Raw genomic sequence first — 19006 nt, 5'->3', positions numbered from 1 at the left:
GCTTGTCTCAAAAAGTGTTATCAGCTATAGCTGATAGACGAAATAACATTCCTAGGAAATCACTAAACTATCAAACACCTTATCAAGTTTTTCTGAGTTACATAAAATGTCTAGCTTAATTTGACAATCTGGGATGTTATAAACAAGATTAAGGATACCTCTACTTCAATAAAACCTAAAACTTCTGCGAAGCCTAAATCTAAAGGAAAACGAAGATGAAAAAACTACTAACCATACTTATTCTAATGGTTTCCTGCCTCATCCTTTGGGGTGTTGGAAAACTTTACATTGCCTATAATATATCTCACTATGCAGGTTACTATGTTCAACAGTTACCTTGAAAAGATGAGATCAATTTTAAGGTAATTATCGTTTCGTGTTGTTTTTGATGTACCATAGGATGACGCAAATGTAAGCTGAATTCAGTTGCAGGTTCAAACTGCTAAAATGAATCTATAATAATTCATTTTAGGTCCCCTTTTGGGCTTTTTATCTTTTAACTAGAAATTTCAGAAAATTCTGTTATAATAGGGCTTATAGTTTAAGGACAAAGGAGATTGATGATGACAGCGCAAAAAATGTCTGCTCAGGAAATTATTGCTTTTATTGGAAATGCTGTGAAAAAAACGACTGTAAAGGTAACGTTTGAAGGTGAATTGGCGGGAGCTATTCCTGCTGAGGTGACTAAACTTGGTAATGTTCTTTTTGGTGATTGGAAGGATATTGAGCCACTACTTGCGAACTTGACTGAAAATAAAGACTATGTGGTTGAGCAAGATGGTCGTAATTCAGCTGTGCCATTGCTTGACAAACGGAATATCAATGCTCGTATTGAACCAGGTGCCATTATCCGTGACCAGGTGACCATTGGTGATAATGCGGTTATCATGATGGGGGCTGTTATCAATATTGGTGCTGAGATTGGTGAGGGAACCATGATTGATATGGGAGCGATTCTAGGTGGTCGTGCAACGGTTGGTAAAAATAGTCATATCGGTGCTGGTGCAGTCCTTGCTGGTGTGATTGAGCCTGCTTCTGCTGAGCCTGTTCGTATTGGTGACAATGTGCTTGTCGGAGCAAATGCTGTAGTTATCGAGGGAGTGCAAGTTGGTAGTGGTTCAGTGGTAGCTGCAGGCGCTATTGTCACTCAAGATGTGCCAGAAAATGTTGTTGTAGCAGGCGTTCCTGCACGTGTTATCAAAGAAATTGATGTGCAAACGCAACAAAAAACAGCGCTTGAAGACGCTCTTAGAAATTTGTAATAACTAAAAAGGTTGAGGTAGCTCAGCCTTTTCCCTTAAGGAGATAATATGTTAGATTTAATTAAAACACGTCGTGACTTACATCAAATTCCTGAGATTGGTTTGGAAGAATACAAGACACAGGCTTATTTGCTAGAGCGCATTGCCGAAATCACGGCTGGCAAATCATTTGTGGAGCACCGTCTTTGGAGAACAGGGATTTTAGTCTTTTTACATGGTTCGTCTCCGATGAAAACTATTGGCTGGCGGACAGATATTGATGGTCTTCCGATTACAGAAAACACAGGCTTATCCTTTTCTAGTCAGCATGAAGGGCGGATGCATGCCTGCGGCCACGATTTTCACATGACCATTGCTTTAGGGCTTTTGGAAAAAATGGCAGAGCAACAACCAAAAGAAAATATGCTTTTCCTATTTCAACCTGCGGAAGAAAATCTGGGTGGAGCTAAGCTCATGTATGAAGATGATGCTTTTAAAGATTGGTTACCAGATGAATTTTATGGGCTCCATGTCCGACCTGATTTTAAAGTAGGTGACATTGCCACTAACCGTTCGACCCTTTTTGCGGGGACCTGTGAGGTTTATATTACCTTTAAAGGAAAGGGTGGACATGCAGCTTTTCCACATTTATCAAATGATGCCCTTGTCGCAGCAGCTTATTTTGTAACCCAAGTTCAGACAATTGTGAGTCGAAATGTTGATCCTATTGAGGGGGGCGTTGTGACTTTTGGTGCTATGCACGCAGGGGTGACAAGTAATATCATTTCTGAGACAGCCAGTCTTCGTGGAACCATCCGAGCCTTGACGCAGGAGATGAGCTTACTCATGCAGGAGCGTGTCAAGACCATTGCACAGGGCGTAGCGGCTAGTTTTAACATGGAAGTTGAAATCGAACTCCGTCAAGGGGCTTGGCTTCCTGTGGAAAATCAACCTGAACTAGCTGATGAGCTAATGGCTTTCTTTGGACAAAGTAGTGCTGTTAATCTGATTGATTGTCCACCAGCTATGACTGGTGAAGATTTCGGTTACTTGTTACAAAAGGTCCCTGGTGTTATGTTTTGGTTGGGGATTGACAGTCCATACCCTTTGCACCATGCCAAAATGAATCCAGATGAAAAAGCTCTGCCTTTTGCCATCGAGGAAATTTCAACATTTTTGAGCTATAAAGTCCAGTAAGATAAATTACATAAAGAGAGGGGAGGACAGAAGTCATGAGTTCAAAGAAAATGGCTTCCGTCCGTACTTTATTGTTTACATTTAGACTGAGGTTGGGACAAAATATCTCAACCTTCTCTTTTTATAATAATACCAGATGGGAAGTCCTATAACTGGACACTTCTTCATTTTTAAGGGTTCACCTAAAATAGTCCACTGGACTATTTTACTACCTCGCATCGTTAGTGGCTATTATACGGCTGTGGACGGTATTATACCTAACTTCAAAAGGCCTTTAAGACTTTTTGGTTAAAGAGTAAGTGATAATAAAAAAGCGTACTTATTTAAACATGGAACGACTGTTGGTCAAGTGGAATCATCTATTGAGAAATGAAATGAATGACAAAACGCGAACAAGCCCCTCATAGTGAGGAGCTTGTTCAGGAGATTTATGAAAAAGTGGGAAATTAGGAAATTTCCCAACCACTTAGGGAAGTGGTGATTAGGATGTTTATATAGTACCGTCTTATTATTAAGATAGGATTAAAAAAAACTAAAAATCATCTAAAACTTTCCTAAATTTTAACTATATCGCAATTTTTGAGCCAAAATGAAGCTACTTGGAGCTAAAATGATAACACTTCCTAACCAAGCCGCAGGACTTGCACTAGCAACGCCGTAAAATCCAAAGTAAATCATACCGATAATGGCCACCCCTGCACGCATCATTAATTCCATAATACCTGCTAAGGTTGGAACAAAACCTTTTCCAAGACCTTGGATAAAGCTTCGGAGGATGAAAAGGATTGATAATATCCAATAGCAAGCCCCATTGATAATAAAGTAAATTAGGGCGAGTTCAAAGACTTCCTTGCTACCATTTGATAAGAAAAGACCAGAGAAGAATTCATGGAAACTTACTAAGATGAGTGCAAAAATAATGGACCAGATGATATTGATTACCAGAGATTGTTTAAGACCTTCTAAAATTCGACGGTATTGTTTAGCCCCGTAATTTTGAGCGGTAAAGGTTGAGACAGCAAGCCCTAGATTCATCATTGGTAACATGGCAAGTTGGTCGGTTTTACCGGCAATAGCCTGCGCTGCGATAGCATTTGTCCCTAGTTTATTTAAAACGACTTGTAAGGTGATAGCCCCAAGTGCTATGATACTAGCTTGAAAGGCCATTGGAAAACCTAGCCGTGCATGAACTTTTAAATTTTGCTTATCAAGACGCCAATCACTTTTGTGGATATGGAGCTGGGGCACCGCTTTTTTGATATGAATCATAAGGAAAATGACAGAGAAAGCTTGTGCAATAATGGTTGCTAGTCCTGCACCGAAGACCCCCATCCCAAAGTTGAGGATGAAAGTAAAGTCAAGAATGATATTGATAATACAAGCAATGATGAGGGCATATAGGGGTGTTTTAGAATCTCCTAGACTTCTTAGCACGCTAGAAAGGTAGTTGAAGAGAATAGTAAAAATCAACCCTCCGAAAATAGCTGTTAGAAAGTTTTGAGAATGTCCAATGAGATTCTTAGGTGTTTGCATTAATATCAGTAGTTGGTGCAGACCAAGTAGGGATAGGATACTTAGGATAATGCCGGTTAATAAAGCAAAAAATAGTCCGTGAACAAAACTCTGTCGAATACCAAGAGAATCTTTAGCCCCAAATTTTTGTGCGATGACAATAGCCAGGCCACTGGTAAGACCTTGAGCAAATCCTAAAATTAAAAAGGTAATACTCCCAGTTGCCCCCACACTAGCAAAAGCCTCTTTTCCGAGAGTGTGACCAACAATCATACTATCAGCAAAATTATAGGCCAGTTGAAAAAAGCTACCAATTAGCAGGGGAATTGTAAAAAGCAGAATAACAATAATCGGCTTTCCTTTAGTTAAATCTTGCATAGTTGCGGTTATTAGCATCTTGCGTATTATCAATTGACGCAAGCCTTTCTATAAAAATAAATAGCTTCGGTCAGTATTTTACGTCTTAAAAAAGAGAAATGCAAGGAGAAAGTTGTTAAAAGATGTCTTTTTTTCGTTTTTGTATAAATTTGTTTTTAAAATCCTTCAAAAAGTCGTAATTAGTCGATGAAAACGCTTCTTTTAAAGGGTTTTGAGCTGGTCTAAGGTGATGTATAAATTTTGTATAAAAAGGGGACAACGATTTTTCATGAAAAAAGTAACAAATCATGATATGATGTGAACATGGACAAAAAGAAACTTAGGACGACAATATTAACGATGTTAAAGTCGCAAGATAGGGAGTGGAAATCACACTATGATAAACGATTGGCAGAACGCTTATTTTGTTTACCGATTTATCAAACAGCGACAACGATAGCAGTCTATCTTTCATTTGATTTTGAATACGACACCACTCTGGTGATTGAAAGAGCTTTGGCGGATGGAAAAAGGATTGTGATTCCTAAAACTTATCCAAAAGGCAAAATGATTTTTGTTGACTACGACCCGAAGACGCTAGTCACCTCTTCCTTTGGGGTGCCAGAGCCTGAGAGTAGTCAAGAAGTGGCTAAAGAGATGATTGATTTGGTGGTGGTTCCAGGTGTTGTTTTTAACGATCAGGGTTACCGCATCGGTTATGGCGCAGGCTATTACGACCGTTATTTGAAGGATTATCAAGGTGAAACTGTCAGTCTCATTTATCCTAGTCAGCTCAGCTATTTTATACCACAAAAATATGATATTCCCGTGAAAGGATTACTTTATGAAAAATCTGCAACACATTTTTAAGCAAAATCCTATAATGGCAACGTTCTTGACTTTAACTATCGGTTATTTTCTTGTGATTCAGTTGATGTATTGGGGCCAGTCAACGACAGCTTTGGCGATTTTCAAGGCTGGTGGTGTCAATGGGAACTATTTGACACATTACCCGGCAGAGCTTTGGCGCCTCATCTCACCAATCTTTATTCATATTGGCTGGGAACACTTGATTATGAATATGGTATCGCTTTATTTTGTCGGGGCAATGGCAGAGCAGTGGTGGGGAGCTTGGGGCTTTCTAACGCTGTACTTGTTGTCAGGTATTATGGGAAATGTCTTTGTTGCGTTCTTCACTCCAGATGCTGTATCAGCAGGTGCCTCCACCTCGATATTTGGACTTTTTGCAGCGATTTCTGTCATTGGTTATTTTGGCAGCAATCCCTACCTCAGGCAAGTAGGGCAAAACTATCAACTCTTGCTGGGGATGAATCTGATTTTTAATCTTTTTATGCCTGGTATTAGCTTGGCTGGACATATTGGTGGAGCTGTTGGAGGTGGTCTTTGCGCTATTTTCTTGACAACTCGCTTTGATCGTTTTATATTTAAACCATCTCAGAGAATGCTAGCCTTGGTGGCTTATGTTGCTCTACTCATCCTGCTCTTAGGAATCGTTTTTGTGAGACCATTATAAAAATGCTGTGACAAAAAGTTCATAAGCTATTTGTTTTAATTCTAACGAATAGTGTTTTCAAGTACGATTTTCCTTAAGGCCGTCAATACCATCAGTTTGGTATTTTCTCATCTATTCCGTAATTGTATTGTCTGATATGGTACTCTTTGATTAACTGTCTAATTGACTGACCTTTTTGATATTTCAATACAATCTCTAACTTTTCCTCTACTGATTTTGGGCTTCTTTTTGACATAGGAAAACTCCCCTTATCGTTTCTAGTGACTTTTTGTTTTTTCACTGTCTACTGTAAGGGGAGTATATCAATTCCGCTGAGTTTTTTTGAAATCGTTAATAAGTTAAAACAGAGTATTTTTTCTTACCGCGACGGATAACAGTGAGTTCGCCGTCGATTTTATCGGTGTCGGATAGAACGTAGTCAAGGCCTTGGATGCGTTCGCCATTGACATAGATGGCACCGTTTTGGACATCTTCACGGGCTTGACGTTTGGAGTTGACTATACCAGCAGTTACCAAGATTTCGACGATGTTCAAGTTATCTTCTGTCTGGACAGCATAGTTGGGAACATTGCTGAGACCTTGTTTGAGTTCTTTAGCTGAAAGATTTTTAATATTTCCAGCAAAGAGTTGTTCCGTGATATTGAGGGCTTGCTTGTAAGCTTCTTCGCCATGAACAAGGGTAACGACTTCGCGAGCGAGAACTTTTTGAGCTAAGCGCTCGTGACGAGCGGCATCAAATTCTTTTTCGATTTCAGCAATTTCATCAAGTGAGAGGAAAGTGAAAATTTTCAAGAAACGAACGGCGTCCTCATCCATAACATTGAGCCAGAACTGGTACATCTCGTAAGGTGAAGTCTTTTTAGCATCGAGCCAAACGGCGTTTCCTTCTGATTTACCGAATTTTTTACCAGTTGAGTCTGTGATGAGAGGTACGGTCATAACGTGACCAGTTTTATCAGCTTTACGGCGAAGCAATTCAGTACCAGCAGTCATGTTGCCCCATTGATCCGAACCGCCGATTTGGAGGGTCACATTGTGCTTGTCATTGAGTTCGTAGAAGTCGTAGCCTTGCATAATTTGGTATGCAAACTCAGTGTATGAAATCCCTGTTTCAATCCGTTTTTTGACGGAATCTTTACTCATCATGTAGTTGACAGTAAAGTATTTCCCAACATCCCGTAAGAAGTCGATAAAGCTCACTGAGCCAAACCAGTCGTAATTGTTGACCATTTCAGCTTTGTTGGCGCCGTTTTCAAAGTCAAGGAAACGTGATAGTTGACCTTGGATTTTAGTCACCCAACCATCAACGGTGTCTTTGGTTTGAAGGCTGCGCTCTGCATCTTTGAAAGATGGATCCCCGATAAGACCAGTAGCACCACCAACAAGGGCATAAGGCTTGTGCCCTGCTAATTGTAAACGACGTGACGTCAAGATTGCTACCAAGTGACCAAGGTGAAGACTGTCTGCTGTTGGGTCGTACCCAGTATAATAGGATACTTGCCCTTCTGTTAATGCTTTGACGAGGGCTTCTTCGTCTGTTGTTTGAAAGACGAGGCCACGTGCTTTGAGTTCTTCGAAAATGTTCATTGGCTTTCTCCTTTTTATCAAGATACAAAGAATCAGACATCAAAGTCCATCATACCTTGCTCATTTTATAAAATTTAGATTATTATATCAAAAAATAAGGAAAATAAGCAAGCTGAGCAACAAAATCTAGAAAAAATTTGGAGATGATGTTGCTAATGGTTTTTAGCATTTTTTCTGAGTGTTTTTCTTGGGAGTATGTGCTATAAAAAATAGATAATAGCAGTGCTTATTAAGGTTTGCTTAGCTATTCTTAACGTAATCTTATGAAATAATGGCCATATTCTGTGATAAACTTATATGCTATGCGCAGAATGAACTGTCTTGCCTAAATAATGTGGAAAAGATAGGCAGAAATGAAAATAAATCAAGAAATCACCACCAAAATTTAGGGCTTGATTAAAAATTGGGTGTCCTAGATAAGAAAACATATGGGGAAAAGTTAAATCCTAATCTAAACTATGCTCAGATAAATGGCCCCTACGATACTGTAGTTTTAGTAGCAAAAAATAAGTATAATTTTGCATCCAGTGTGTTTGCTATAGCAGAATGCGCCAAAGCTATGTGTGTGATATAGTATTCTGTCAGCTTATACTTTCAATATGATGGCCCTATTCTTATGTTGTTTACGGTTTTATTCAAAGTGGAGGTGGTTATGCTGTATCAGAATCTGCTATGAGGTGTGTGACATTTTGTAGATGTAACTGTAGCGACAAATGCAAGTAACACAAGTGTTGTTTTGTATATAAATGATACTTATGTTGAAGCTGATGGCTCTGCTATAAATCACCAAATAGACATTAAAAAAACTTTGGAAAATGGTCTGAGAAGCAACGATTGTGTGATTTATTGTTGGTCAATACTGGAATCGTCAAATAAACGTGTTCTATTATTTCTACATATTTAGTTTGGGGGAGTCTGAGCTGAGTTTTGGATAGTTAAATTATACAGGATTTTAAATGATTTAGAAGATAAAATGGCACATAGGATTTGGTTGTCTGTTTAGTCTGTCTGGCATTTTTTATTGAATCAGAGTAGGTATTGCTGAATCTCTAAAAATGTAGTATCATCCAAGGAATTGATAACCGTTTAGAGAGTGTGTGAACGGCATTGCAAATTGTTAATTTCTATCTTTTTTTGATATAATGAACGATGAGGTATTTTATGAACAAATGGAAAAAGAAGTTTGCTGATTTTTGGCAAGGTTTGAAAAATAAAAATGACTCTAAAAATTCATCGCGATCATCAAAAAAAGCTGAACGCTATAATTGGAAAGATTATGGATTGGTTTTTTTGAGAACGTTAAAGCTCTTGGTTGATTTCTCTTATTTGATTCTTGCCTTGGTAAGTTTGTTAGGTGGGGGAATTGGACTTGGTTATCTAGCTAGTCAAATTGATAATGTTGAGTTTCCAAATTCACAGGAATTAACAGCACAAGTTAGTGATTTGACGAAGATTTCTCAGATGACCTACGCAGATGGTCAATTGATTTCAAAGTTAGATACGGATTTACTACGGTCACCTGTTGAAAGCTCGGCTATTTCTGATAACGTCAAACATGCGATTGTAGCAACAGAAGATGAAAATTTCAATGCTCATAAAGGGATTGTTCCGAAGGCTATTTTTCGTGCAACTTTAGGATCAGTTCTTGGAATTGGTGAGTCAAGCGGGGGGTCAACTTTAACGCAGCAGTTAATTAAACAACAAATCTTAGGAGATGACCCGACCTTTAAACGTAAGGCTACTGAAATTATCTATGCTTTGGAACTTGAGCGACACATGGACAAGGATGGTATTCTGACAAATTATCTCAATGTTTCCCCTTTTGGCCGTAATCATAAGGGGCAAAATATTGCTGGTATTGAAGAAGCTGCGCAGGGGATATTTGGTGTCTCTGCGAAAGATTTGACCATTCCGCAAGCGGCTTTCTTAGCTGGTTTGCCACAGAGTCCAATAGTCTATTCACCTTATTTACCAACTGGGGCATTTAAATCAGACGAAGATATGGCTTGGGGGCTTACTCGTCAAAAAAGTGTTCTCTACAATATGTATCGCGCAGGCATTTTAACAAAGGCAGATTATGAGAGTTACCTTGCTTATGACTTAAAACAAGATTTTAGGCAACCGGAAGCAAGGATGGCTGATAGTCACGACTATCTTTATTATGCTGTTTTAGAAGAAGCTCAGAAAATTATGTATGATTATCTTGTCAAACGTGATAAGGTACCTGAGAATGAGCTGAAAAATGACGCCACAAAAGAACTTTATCAAGAACTAGCCTATCAAGAATTATCACAAGGTGGTTATACGGTCAAAAGTACTATTAAACCAAATATTTACAATGCTATGCAAAATGCGGTTGCTAATTATGGACATTTACTTGATGATGGTACAGGCGAAGTTCAAGTAGGAAATGTACTACTTGACAATAATACAGGTGCTATTTTAGGATTTGTTGGAGGACGCAATTACGCAACTAACCAAAATAACCATGCTTTGGATGCTTTACGTTCACCAGGATCGAGCATTAAACCCTTACTTCCATATGCTATTGCTATCAATGAAGGTTTGATGGGAAGTGCAAGTATTGTTTCCAATTACCCAACGACCTACTCAAGTGGACAACCGATTTATCACGTTGGTGATTTAGGGACTAAAATGATTACTTTACAAGAGGCGCTCAATATTTCATGGAATATCCCAGCTTTTTGGACCTATAAGATGTTACGTGACAATGGTGTAGATGTAGAAGCTTATATGGAAAAAATGGGATATGATATCAAAGAGTACGGCATAGAGAGTCTTCCTCTAGGAGGCGGTATTGAGGTATCTGTTTTGCAACAAGCTAATGCTTATCAGACTTTAGCAAACGGAGGAGCCTATCTAAAACATTATATTGTTGAGTCTGTGACTGCCAGTGATGGTACTGTTATCTTTAAACATGAACATAAACCTGTTCAAGTATTTTCTAAAGCGACAGCAAGTATTATGATGCATTTGCTAAGAGGTCCGTTAACCTCAGGTTACACAACGCGTTATTTAAGTGAGTTGCGAGGAGTCAATGGAGGACTTGCGAATGCTGATTGGGCTGGTAAAACCGGAACGACAGATGACTATACGGACTCTTGGCTCGTTGTGACAACACCTGGAGCTTCCTTAGGATCTTGGATAGGTCATGACGATAATACACCACTGGCATCTGGGACGGGAGTGACAAGTATGGCATCTTATTTAGCACATTTAACGAGTGCCATTCATCAAGCAGATCCATCTGTCTTTGAGGTCAATAAGCGCTTTGAATTAGATCCAAGTGTGATTGGATCGACTGTGCTCGCTTCAACTGGTTTGAAACCTGGAAGTGTTTTGGTAAATGGAACTAGTTTCACGGTTGGTGGTCAAACGACGACAAGTTATTGGGCTAAAAATGGAGCACCAAGTATGACCTATCGTTTTGCGATTGGGGGGACAGACAGTGACTATGCTAAGGCTTGGAGTACCTTCATGCCAAATGATTCCAATAAAAAGAAATCAAACTCCTCGACAAGCAATAGTAACAATAATACTAATAATAACACCAACAATAACACCAACAATAATAACAATAATAATGATGATAATAATAGACAAAGTAATCAATCAGACAACTAGTAGGCAATCAGAAGCAATTTAATAAAGAATTTAAGGCCAAATAGTTGCTTCTGTCAAGAAAATATGATAAAATATATAGAAATTATTTGTCGTCTGTTTTCTTGAAATATTGTCCAAGGAAACTTACAGCAGTTAAATCCAGCTTTTATAGTCAGGTTTAGCTGCTCTTTTTGTGCCTAATTTTTAAGAACTTTGACTGTTGTCACAAAGATTTAAAGGTTCTGAAAATTACAAGAAGGACAAAGCAATCTGTTGGTTCAGATTTGTAAATACCTGTGACCGAAGGTCACGTGTCAGATAGTAAAAAGGAGAACAATCACTTGGCAGGACATAATGTTCAGTACGGTAAACATCGTACCCGTCGTAGTTTTTCAAGAATTAAAGAAGTTCTTGATTTACCAAATTTGATTGAAATTCAAACCGACTCGTTCCAAGAATTTCTAGACAATAGCTTACGTGAAGTCTTTGAAGACGTACTTCCAGTATCTAACTTCACAGACACTATGGAGCTAGAATTTGTTGGTTACGAATTAAAAGAACCTAAATACACATTAGAAGAAGCGCGCATTCATGATGCGAGCTATTCGGTTCCTCTTTTTGTAACCTTCCGTTTGGTTAATAAAGAAACTGGAGAAATCAAAACTCAGGAAGTTTTCTTTGGTGATTTGCCATTCATGACTGAAATGGGTACTTTTATCATTAACGGTGGTGAACGTATCATTGTTTCACAGCTTGTACGCTCACCAGGTGTTTATTTCAATGATAAAGTTGATAAAAATGGTAAAGTTGGTTATGGTTCGACAGTTATTCCTAACCGTGGAGCTTGGTTAGAATTGGAAACTGATTCAAAAGATCTTGCTTATACTCGTATTGACCGTACACGTAAAATTCCATTTACAACGCTTGTGCGTGCTCTTGGATTCTCGGGAGATGATGAGATTTTAGATATCTTTGGTGAAGGTGAACTTGTCCGTAATACCATTGAAAAAGATATTCATAAAAATCCGGCAGATTCACGTACTGATGAAGCTCTTAAAGAAATTTACGAGCGTCTTCGTCCAGGAGAACCCAAAACTGCGGATAGCTCACGTAGTCTCTTGACAGCACGTTTCTTTGATCCAAAACGCTATGATTTGGCAGCTGTTGGTCGTTATAAAATCAATAAAAAACTCAATGTTAAAACACGCTTGTTGAACCAAACCATTGCTGAGAATTTGATTGATGCTGAAACAGGTGAAATTCTTGTTGAAGCAGGTACTATCATGACTCGTGATGTGATTGATTCGATTGCAGAACACCTTGATGGTGACCTTAACAAATTTGTTTACACGCCAAATGATTTTGCAGTGGTAACAGAGCCAGTTATCCTCCAAAAATTCAAGGTTGTGGCACCGACAGATCCAGACCGTATTGTAACAATCGTTGGTAATGCTAATCCAGATGACAAGGTCCGCGCGTTGACGACAGCGGATATCTTGGCTGAAATGTCTTACTTCCTTAACCTTGCAGAAGGTATCGGTAAAGTGGACGATATCGACCACCTTGGGAACCGTCGTATCCGTGCCGTTGGTGAGTTGCTTGCCAACCAATTTCGTATCGGTTTGGCGCGTATGGAACGAAACGTTCGTGAGCGTATGTCAGTTCAAGACAATGAGGTCCTGACACCTCAACAAATCATTAATATCCGTCCTGTAACGGCTGCAATCAAAGAATTCTTTGGTTCTTCACAGTTGTCACAGTTCATGGATCAGCACAATCCATTGTCTGAGTTGTCACATAAGCGACGTTTGTCAGCCTTAGGACCTGGTGGTTTGACACGTGACCGTGCCGGGTATGAAGTTCGAGATGTTCACTACACGCACTATGGTCGTATGTGTCCAATCGAGACGCCAGAGGGGCCAAACATTGGTTTGATCAATAACTTGTCAAGCTATGGTCATCTCAATAAATATGGTTTTATCCAAACACCATACCGTAAGGTTGATCGTGCAACAGGTAAAGTAACCAATGAAATTGTTTGGTTGACTGCTGATGAAGAGGATGAGTTTACAGTAGCACAAGCTAATTCAAAACTTAATGAAGATGGTACTTTTGCTGAAGAAATCGTCATGGGTCGTCATCAAGGTAATAACCAAGAATTCCCAGCAAATATTGTTGACTACGTTGACGTGTCACCTAAACAGGTAGTTGCCGTTGCGACAGCATGTATTCCGTTCTTGGAAAATGATGACTCTAACCGTGCCCTTATGGGAGCGAACATGCAACGTCAGGCTGTACCATTGATTGATCCTAAAGCGCCTTATGTTGGTACTGGTATGGAATATCAAGCTGCACACGATTCAGGTGCAGCAGTCATTGCCCAACATGATGGTAAAGTTGTTTACTCAGATGCTGATAAAGTTGAGGTTCGTCGTGAAGATGGGTCGCTTGATATCTATACTATTCAAAAATTCCGTCGTTCAAACTCAGGTACTGCTTATAACCAACGTACTCTTGTAAAAGTTGGTGATATCGTTGAAAAAGGTGACTTTATCGCTGATGGTCCTTCTATGGAAAATGGTGAGATGGCTCTTGGTCAAAATCCAATCGTTGCCTACATGACTTGGGAAGGATACAACTTCGAAGATGCGGTCATCATGTCTGAGCGCCTTGTGAAAGAAGATGTGTACACATCTGTTCACTTAGAAGAATTTGAATCAGAAACACGCGATACGAAGCTAGGCCCAGAAGAAATCACTCGTGAGATTCCAAACGTGGGTGAAGAAGCCCTTAAAGATCTTGATGAAATGGGTATTATTCGCATTGGTGCGGAAGTTAAGGAAGGTGATATCTTAGTTGGTAAAGTAACACCTAAAGGTGAAAAAGATCTTTCAGCAGAAGAACGTCTTCTCCATGCTATTTTTGGAGATAAATCACGTGAAGTTCGTGATACTTCTCTTCGTGTACCACACGGTGGAGATGGTGTAGTACGTGATGTCAAAATTTTTACACGTGCAAATGGTGATGAACTCCAATCAGGTGTTAACATGCTTGTTCGTGTTTACATCGCACAAAAACGTAAAATCAAGGTGGGTGATAAGATGGCCGGGCGTCACGGAAACAAGGGTGTCGTTTCACGTATTGTTCCCGTTGAAGACATGCCATATTTGCCAGATGGAACACCTGTTGATATCATGTTGAACCCACTAGGGGTGCCATCACGTATGAATATCGGTCAGGTTATGGAACTTCACCTTGGTATGGCGGCTCGTAACTTGGGAATCCATATTGCGACACCAGTATTTGACGGTGCAAGTTCAGAAGATCTATGGTCAACAGTCCGTGAAGCTGGTATGGATAGTGATGCCAAGACAGTTCTTTACGATGGTCGTACAGGTGAACCATTTGATAATCGTGTATCAGTTGGTGTCATGTACATGATTAAACTTCACCACATGGTTGATGATAAACTTCATGCTCGTTCAGTAGGTCCGTACTCACTTGTTACGCAACAGCCACTTGGAGGTAAAGCACAGTTTGGAGGACAACGTTTCGGTGAGATGGAGGTTTGGGCCCTTGAAGCTTATGGTGCCTCAAATGTTCTTCAAGAAATCTTAACTTACAAGTCAGATGACGTTAATGGACGTTTGAAAGCTTATGAAGCTATCACAAAAGGTAAACCAATTCCAAAACCAGGTGTGCCAGAATCATTCCGAGTTCTTGTTAAAGAATTGCAATCACTTGGACTTGACATGCGAGTTCTTGATGATGAAAACAATGAAGTTGAACTTCGTGACCTTGATGAAGGTGAAGATGATGACGTGATGCACGTTGATGATCTTGAAAAACTTCGTCAAAAACAAGCTGAAGAAGAAGCTCGCCTAGCAGCAGAAGTTGCAGCTGAAAACGGTGAAACATCAACTGAAGGTGAATAAAACAGTCCAGTGGACTGTTTTATCCGACACTGAGAAATGAGATAGTGTCGTAAGTCGAAAACGAGCTACTTGATTTTTAATGATATAATTAAAAGCTTGAGGCTGTAAAAACAAATGAAAGTAGAGGAAGAGCTCAAGAAAATTAGTTTTTCTGAGCTCCCATAACCTCTGAATGCTCTGTCTGAACTTAGCTTTGCTTTGTTCAAAAGAAAAAAGAAAGGTAATACTAGTGGTTGACGTAAATCGTTTTAAATCTATGCAAATCACATTAGCCTCACCAAGTAAGGTCCGTTCATGGTCTTATGGTGAAGTTAAAAAACCTGAAACAATCAACTACCGTACGTTGAAACCAGAACGTGAGGGACTTTTTGATGAAGTCATCTTTGGTCCAACAAAAGACTGGGAATGTGCGTGTGGGAAATACAAACGTATTCGCTATAAAGGTATCGTCTGTGACCGTTGTGGCGTTGAAGTGACTCGTGCAAAAGTTCGTCGTGAACGTATGGGACATATCGAGCTTAAAGCCCCAATCTCTCACATTTGGTACTTCAAAGGTATTCCATCACGTATGGGGCTTACGCTTGATATGAGCCCACGTGCTCTTGAAGAAGTTATTTATTTTGCGGCCTATGTGGTAATTGATCCTATGGATACACCACTTGAACCAAAATCGCTTTTGACTGAACGTGAATACCGTGAAAAACTCCAAGAATATGGTTACGGTTCATTTGTTGCTAAAATGGGTGCGGAAGCTATCCAAGATCTTCTTAAACGCGTTGATTTACCAAAAGAAATCGCAGAGCTTAAAGAAGAGTTGAAGTCAGCAACAGGTCAAAAACGTGTTAAAGCCGTTCGTCGTTTGGATGTGCTTGATGCTTTCTATAAATCTGGAAACAAACCTGAATGGATGATTCTTAACATCTTACCAGTTATTCCACCGGATCTTCGTCCAATGGTTCAATTGGATGGTGGACGTTTTGCGGCATCTGACTTGAATGACCTTTACCGCCGTGTTATCAACCGTAACAACCGTTTAGCTCGTCTTTTGGAACTTAACGCTCCAGGAATCATCGTACAAAACGAAAAACGTATGTTGCAAGAAGCGGTTGACGCTCTTATTGACAATGGTCGTCGCGGTCGTCCAATTACAGGACCAGGTAGCCGTCCTCTTAAATCTCTCAGCCACATGCTGAAAGGTAAACAAGGTCGTTTCCGTCAAAACTTGCTCGGTAAACGTGTTGACTTCTCAGGTCGTTCAGTTATCGCCGTTGGTCCAACTCTTAAGATGTACCAGTGTGGTGTGCCACGAGAAATGGCCATCGAACTCTTCAAACCGTTTGTGATGCGTGAAATTGTTGCCCGCGATATGGCAGGTAACGTTAAAGCTGCAAAACGTATGGTAGAACGTGGAGATGAGCGTATTTGGGACCTTCTTGAAGAAGTGATTAAAGAACACCCTGTTCTTCTTAATCGCGCACCGACTCTTCACCGTCTGGGTATCCAAGCCTTTGAACCGGTTCTTATTGATGGTAAAGCCCTTCGTCTTCACCCACTTGTGTGTGAGGCCTACAATGCCGACTTTGACGGAGACCAAATGGCGATCCATGTACCACTTTCAGAAGAAGCACAAGCAGAAGCTCGTCTTTTGATGCTTGCTGCGGAGCACATCTTGAATCCTAAAGATGGTAAACCAGTCGTTACTCCATCTCAAGACATGGTACTTGGTAACTATTACCTTACAATGGAAGATGCAGGTCGTGAAGGTGAAGGCATGATTTTCAAAGATCGTGACGAAGCTGTAATGGCTTACCGCAATGGTTATGTTCATTTGCACTCACGTGTTGGTATTGCTGTTGATAGCATGCCAAATAAACCTTGGAAACCAAATCAACTTCACAAAATCATGGTGACAACTGTTGGTAAAATTCTCTTTAACGACGTTATTCCAGCAGAAATTCCTTATCTTCAAGAACCAAATAATGCTAACTTGACAGAAGGAACACCTGATAAGTACTTCCTTGAACCAGGACAAAACATTAAAGAAGTTATTGATAGCCTGGAAATCAATGTACCATTCAAGAAGAAAAATCTTGGTAATATCATTGCAGAAACCTTCAAACGTCTTCGTACAACTGAAACATCAGCCTTCCTTGACCGTTTGAAAGACCTAGGTTACTACCACTCAACTCTTGCTGGTTTGACTGTGGGAATTGCTGACATCCCAGTTATTGATAATAAGGCTGAAATCATTGAAGCAGCTCACGAAAAAGTTGAGCAAATCAACAAAGCCTTCCGTCGTGGTTTAATGACAGATGATGACCGCTATGTTGCGGTTACAACAACATGGCGTGAAGCTAAGGAAGCCCTTGAAAAACGCTTGATTGAAACACAAGATCCTAAGAACCCAATCGTTATGATGATGGACTCAGGAGCTCGTGGAAACATCTCAAACTTCTCTCAACTTGCTGGTATGCGCGGTTTGATGGCTGCTCCTAATGGGCGCATCATGGAACTTCCTATCTTGTCTAACTTCCGTGAAGGTCTTAGCGTTTTGGAAATGTTCTTCTCAACTCACGGTGCACGTAAAGGTATGACGGATACGGCCCTTAAGACAGCCGACTCAGGTTACTTGACTCGTCGTTTGGTTGACGTTGCTCAAGATGTTATCATCCGTGAAGATGACTGTGGAACAGACCGTGGTCTTCTTATCCGTGCCATTACTGATGGTAAAGAAGTTACAGAAACACTCGAAGAGCGTCTTCAAGGTCGTTATACTAAGAAAACTGTTAAACACCCAGAAACAGGTGCTGTTATTATTGGCCCTAATAAGTTAATCACTGAAGATAAGGCTGCTGAAATTGTTAATGCAGGTGTGGAAGAAGTAACCATCCGTTCTGTATTTACATGTAATACTCGTCACGGTGTTTGTCGCCATTGTTATGGTATTAACTTGGCAACAGGTGATGCGGTTGAAGTTGGTGAAGCAGTTGGGACAATTGCTGCGCAATCAATCGGTGAGCCGGGTACTCAGTTGACAATGCGTACCTTCCACACGGGTGGTGTAGCCTCAAATACCGATATTACACAAGGTTTGCCTCGTATCCAAGAAATCTTTGAAGCACGTAATCCTAAAGGGGAAGCTGTTATTACTGAAGTTAAGGGGACAGTTATTGAAATTGACGAAGATGCTTCAACGCGTACGAAGAAAGTCTTTGTTCAAGGTGAAACTGGTATGGGTGAGTACGTGGTACCATTTACAGCCCGTATGAAAGTTGCTGTTGGAGATGAAGTGGCGCGTGGTGCGGCTCTTACAGAGGGTTCAATCCAACCAAAACGTTTGCTTGAAGTCCGTGATACCTTATCTGTTGAAACTTACTTGCTTGCGGAAGTACAAAAAGTATACCGTAGCCAAGGGGTAGAAATTGGAGATAAACACGTTGAGGTCATGGTTCGCCAAATGCTTCGTAAAGTACGTGTTATGGATCCAGGTGATACGGATCTTCTTCCAGGGACATTAATGGACATTGCTGATTTCACAGATGCTAATAAAGAGATCGTCATCTCTGGAGGTGTGCCTGCAACCTCACGTCCGGTCCTTATGGGGATTACAAAAGCTTCACTTGAGACAAACTCATTCTTGTCAGCTGCATCATTCCAAGAAACAACTCGAGTTCTTACAGATGCTGCGATTCGAGGTAAGAAAGATCACCTTCTCGGACTTAAAGAAAATGTTATCATCGGTAAAATCATCCCAGCAGGTACTGGTATGGCACGTTACCGTAATATTGAGCCGCAAGCAGTCAATGAAATTGAAATCATTGAAGAATCAGCGGAAGTTGTTGAAGAGACTACGGAAGCTTAGATTGAAAAGAGGGATTTCCCTCTTTTTTTGTGGCTCTTTGTCAACTGTAGTGGGTTGCCCCATTTAACACCGAGAGAGGACAGGACTTGTCTTCTCTCGTTTTATGTTTATGGCAATGAAAATACGAGTTTTGAAGTTTTCAAAGTTTCTGAAACCA

11 protein-coding genes and 1 pseudogene are annotated in these 19006 nt (G+C 40.2%); 9 read left to right on the top strand and 3 right to left on the bottom strand.

Annotated features, from left to right (window positions below):
- The 4 genes and pseudogenes from GZ996_RS11965 to GZ996_RS10210 form a co-directional block, all read left to right on the top strand.
- Positions 1-119: pseudogene (locus GZ996_RS11965) on the top strand (IS30 family transposase); the annotation flags it as partial.
- A 96-nt stretch (positions 120-215) separates the two neighbouring features.
- The gene (locus GZ996_RS12115; RefSeq protein WP_274378787.1) at positions 216-341 is read left to right on the top strand and encodes a hypothetical protein; all 126 of its coding nucleotides are present in this window, start codon (positions 216-218) and stop codon (positions 339-341) included.
- A gap of 222 nt (positions 342-563) precedes the next feature.
- Complete coding sequence (gene dapD / locus GZ996_RS10215) at positions 564-1262, top strand: 2,3,4,5-tetrahydropyridine-2,6-dicarboxylate N-acetyltransferase (RefSeq protein WP_162012000.1); 699 nt, start codon at positions 564-566, stop codon at positions 1260-1262.
- 48 nt (positions 1263-1310) lie between these two features.
- Entirely contained in the window at positions 1311-2438 is a 1128-nt protein-coding gene (locus tag GZ996_RS10210) for an N-acetyldiaminopimelate deacetylase (RefSeq protein WP_156807110.1), read from the top strand.
- 561 nt (positions 2439-2999) lie between these two features.
- Here GZ996_RS10210 and GZ996_RS10205 read toward each other — a convergent pair.
- Positions 3000-4328, bottom strand: a complete 1329-nt coding sequence (locus GZ996_RS10205; RefSeq protein WP_162011999.1) for an MATE family efflux transporter — start codon at positions 4326-4328, stop codon at positions 3000-3002.
- A gap of 303 nt (positions 4329-4631) precedes the next feature.
- Here GZ996_RS10205 and GZ996_RS10200 point away from each other — a divergent pair, with 303 nt between their 5' ends.
- Positions 4632-5177 (top strand): 5-formyltetrahydrofolate cyclo-ligase, encoded by a 546-nt coding sequence (locus tag GZ996_RS10200; RefSeq protein WP_161979604.1) that lies wholly within the window; start codon positions 4632-4634, stop codon positions 5175-5177.
- The gene (locus GZ996_RS10195) at positions 5152-5841 is read left to right on the top strand and encodes a rhomboid family intramembrane serine protease (protein ID WP_162011998.1); all 690 of its coding nucleotides are present in this window, start codon (positions 5152-5154) and stop codon (positions 5839-5841) included. The genes GZ996_RS10200 and GZ996_RS10195 overlap by 26 nt, the downstream gene beginning before the upstream one ends.
- 91 nt (positions 5842-5932) lie before the next feature.
- Here GZ996_RS10195 and GZ996_RS10190 read toward each other — a convergent pair whose 3' ends face one another.
- The gene (locus tag GZ996_RS10190; RefSeq protein ID WP_162011997.1) at positions 5933-6076 is read right to left on the bottom strand and encodes a hypothetical protein; all 144 of its coding nucleotides are present in this window, start codon (positions 6074-6076) and stop codon (positions 5933-5935) included.
- 95 nt (positions 6077-6171) lie between these two features.
- A complete protein-coding gene (gene tyrS / locus GZ996_RS10185; protein WP_162011996.1) occupies positions 6172-7428 on the bottom strand; it encodes a tyrosine--tRNA ligase in 1257 nt (418 codons plus the stop codon).
- 1161 nt (positions 7429-8589) lie between these two features.
- Here tyrS and pbp1b point away from each other — a divergent pair.
- The 3 genes from pbp1b to rpoC all read left to right on the top strand — a co-directional run bounded on the left by pbp1b (position 8590) and on the right by rpoC (position 18849).
- Positions 8590-11073 carry a penicillin-binding protein PBP1B gene (gene pbp1b, locus GZ996_RS10180; RefSeq protein WP_162011995.1) on the top strand — a complete coding sequence of 828 codons (2484 nt, stop codon included), beginning with the start codon at positions 8590-8592 and terminating at the stop codon, positions 11071-11073.
- 320 nt (positions 11074-11393) lie between these two features.
- Positions 11394-14987, top strand: coding sequence for a DNA-directed RNA polymerase subunit beta (gene rpoB, locus GZ996_RS10175; RefSeq protein WP_156807115.1), 3594 nt, complete (start codon positions 11394-11396; stop codon positions 14985-14987).
- Between the two features lie 229 nt (positions 14988-15216).
- Positions 15217-18849: a DNA-directed RNA polymerase subunit beta' gene (gene rpoC, locus GZ996_RS10170; protein ID WP_161979609.1), complete on the top strand. Its 3633-nt coding sequence runs from the start codon at positions 15217-15219 to the stop codon at positions 18847-18849.
- Positions 18850-19006: the final 157 nt, after the last annotated feature.

The organism is Streptococcus sp. S784/96/1, assembly GCF_902729355.1.
Taxonomy (GTDB): Bacteria; Bacillota; Bacilli; order Lactobacillales; family Streptococcaceae; genus Streptococcus; species Streptococcus caledonicus.
This window is presented reverse-complemented; position numbering and strand designations above follow the sequence as displayed.

Bases quoted from the DNA above. Each gene is read 5' to 3' on its own strand.
- GZ996_RS12115 (WP_274378787.1), top strand. From the start codon at position 216: ATGAAAAAACTACTAACCATACTTATTCTAATGGTTTCCTGCCTCATC.
- dapD (WP_162012000.1), top strand. From the start codon at position 564: ATGACAGCGCAAAAAATGTCTGCTCAGGAAATTATTGCTTTTATTGGA.
- GZ996_RS10210 (WP_156807110.1), top strand. From the start codon at position 1,311: ATGTTAGATTTAATTAAAACACGTCGTGACTTACATCAAATTCCTGAG.
- GZ996_RS10205 (WP_162011999.1), bottom strand. From the start codon at position 4,328: ATGCAAGATTTAACTAAAGGAAAGCCGATTATTGTTATTCTGCTTTTT.
- GZ996_RS10200 (WP_161979604.1), top strand. From the start codon at position 4,632: ATGGACAAAAAGAAACTTAGGACGACAATATTAACGATGTTAAAGTCG.
- GZ996_RS10195 (WP_162011998.1), top strand. From the start codon at position 5,152: ATGAAAAATCTGCAACACATTTTTAAGCAAAATCCTATAATGGCAACG.
- GZ996_RS10190 (WP_162011997.1), bottom strand. From the start codon at position 6,076: ATGTCAAAAAGAAGCCCAAAATCAGTAGAGGAAAAGTTAGAGATTGTA.
- tyrS (WP_162011996.1), bottom strand. From the start codon at position 7,428: ATGAACATTTTCGAAGAACTCAAAGCACGTGGCCTCGTCTTTCAAACA.
- pbp1b (WP_162011995.1), top strand. From the start codon at position 8,590: ATGAACAAATGGAAAAAGAAGTTTGCTGATTTTTGGCAAGGTTTGAAA.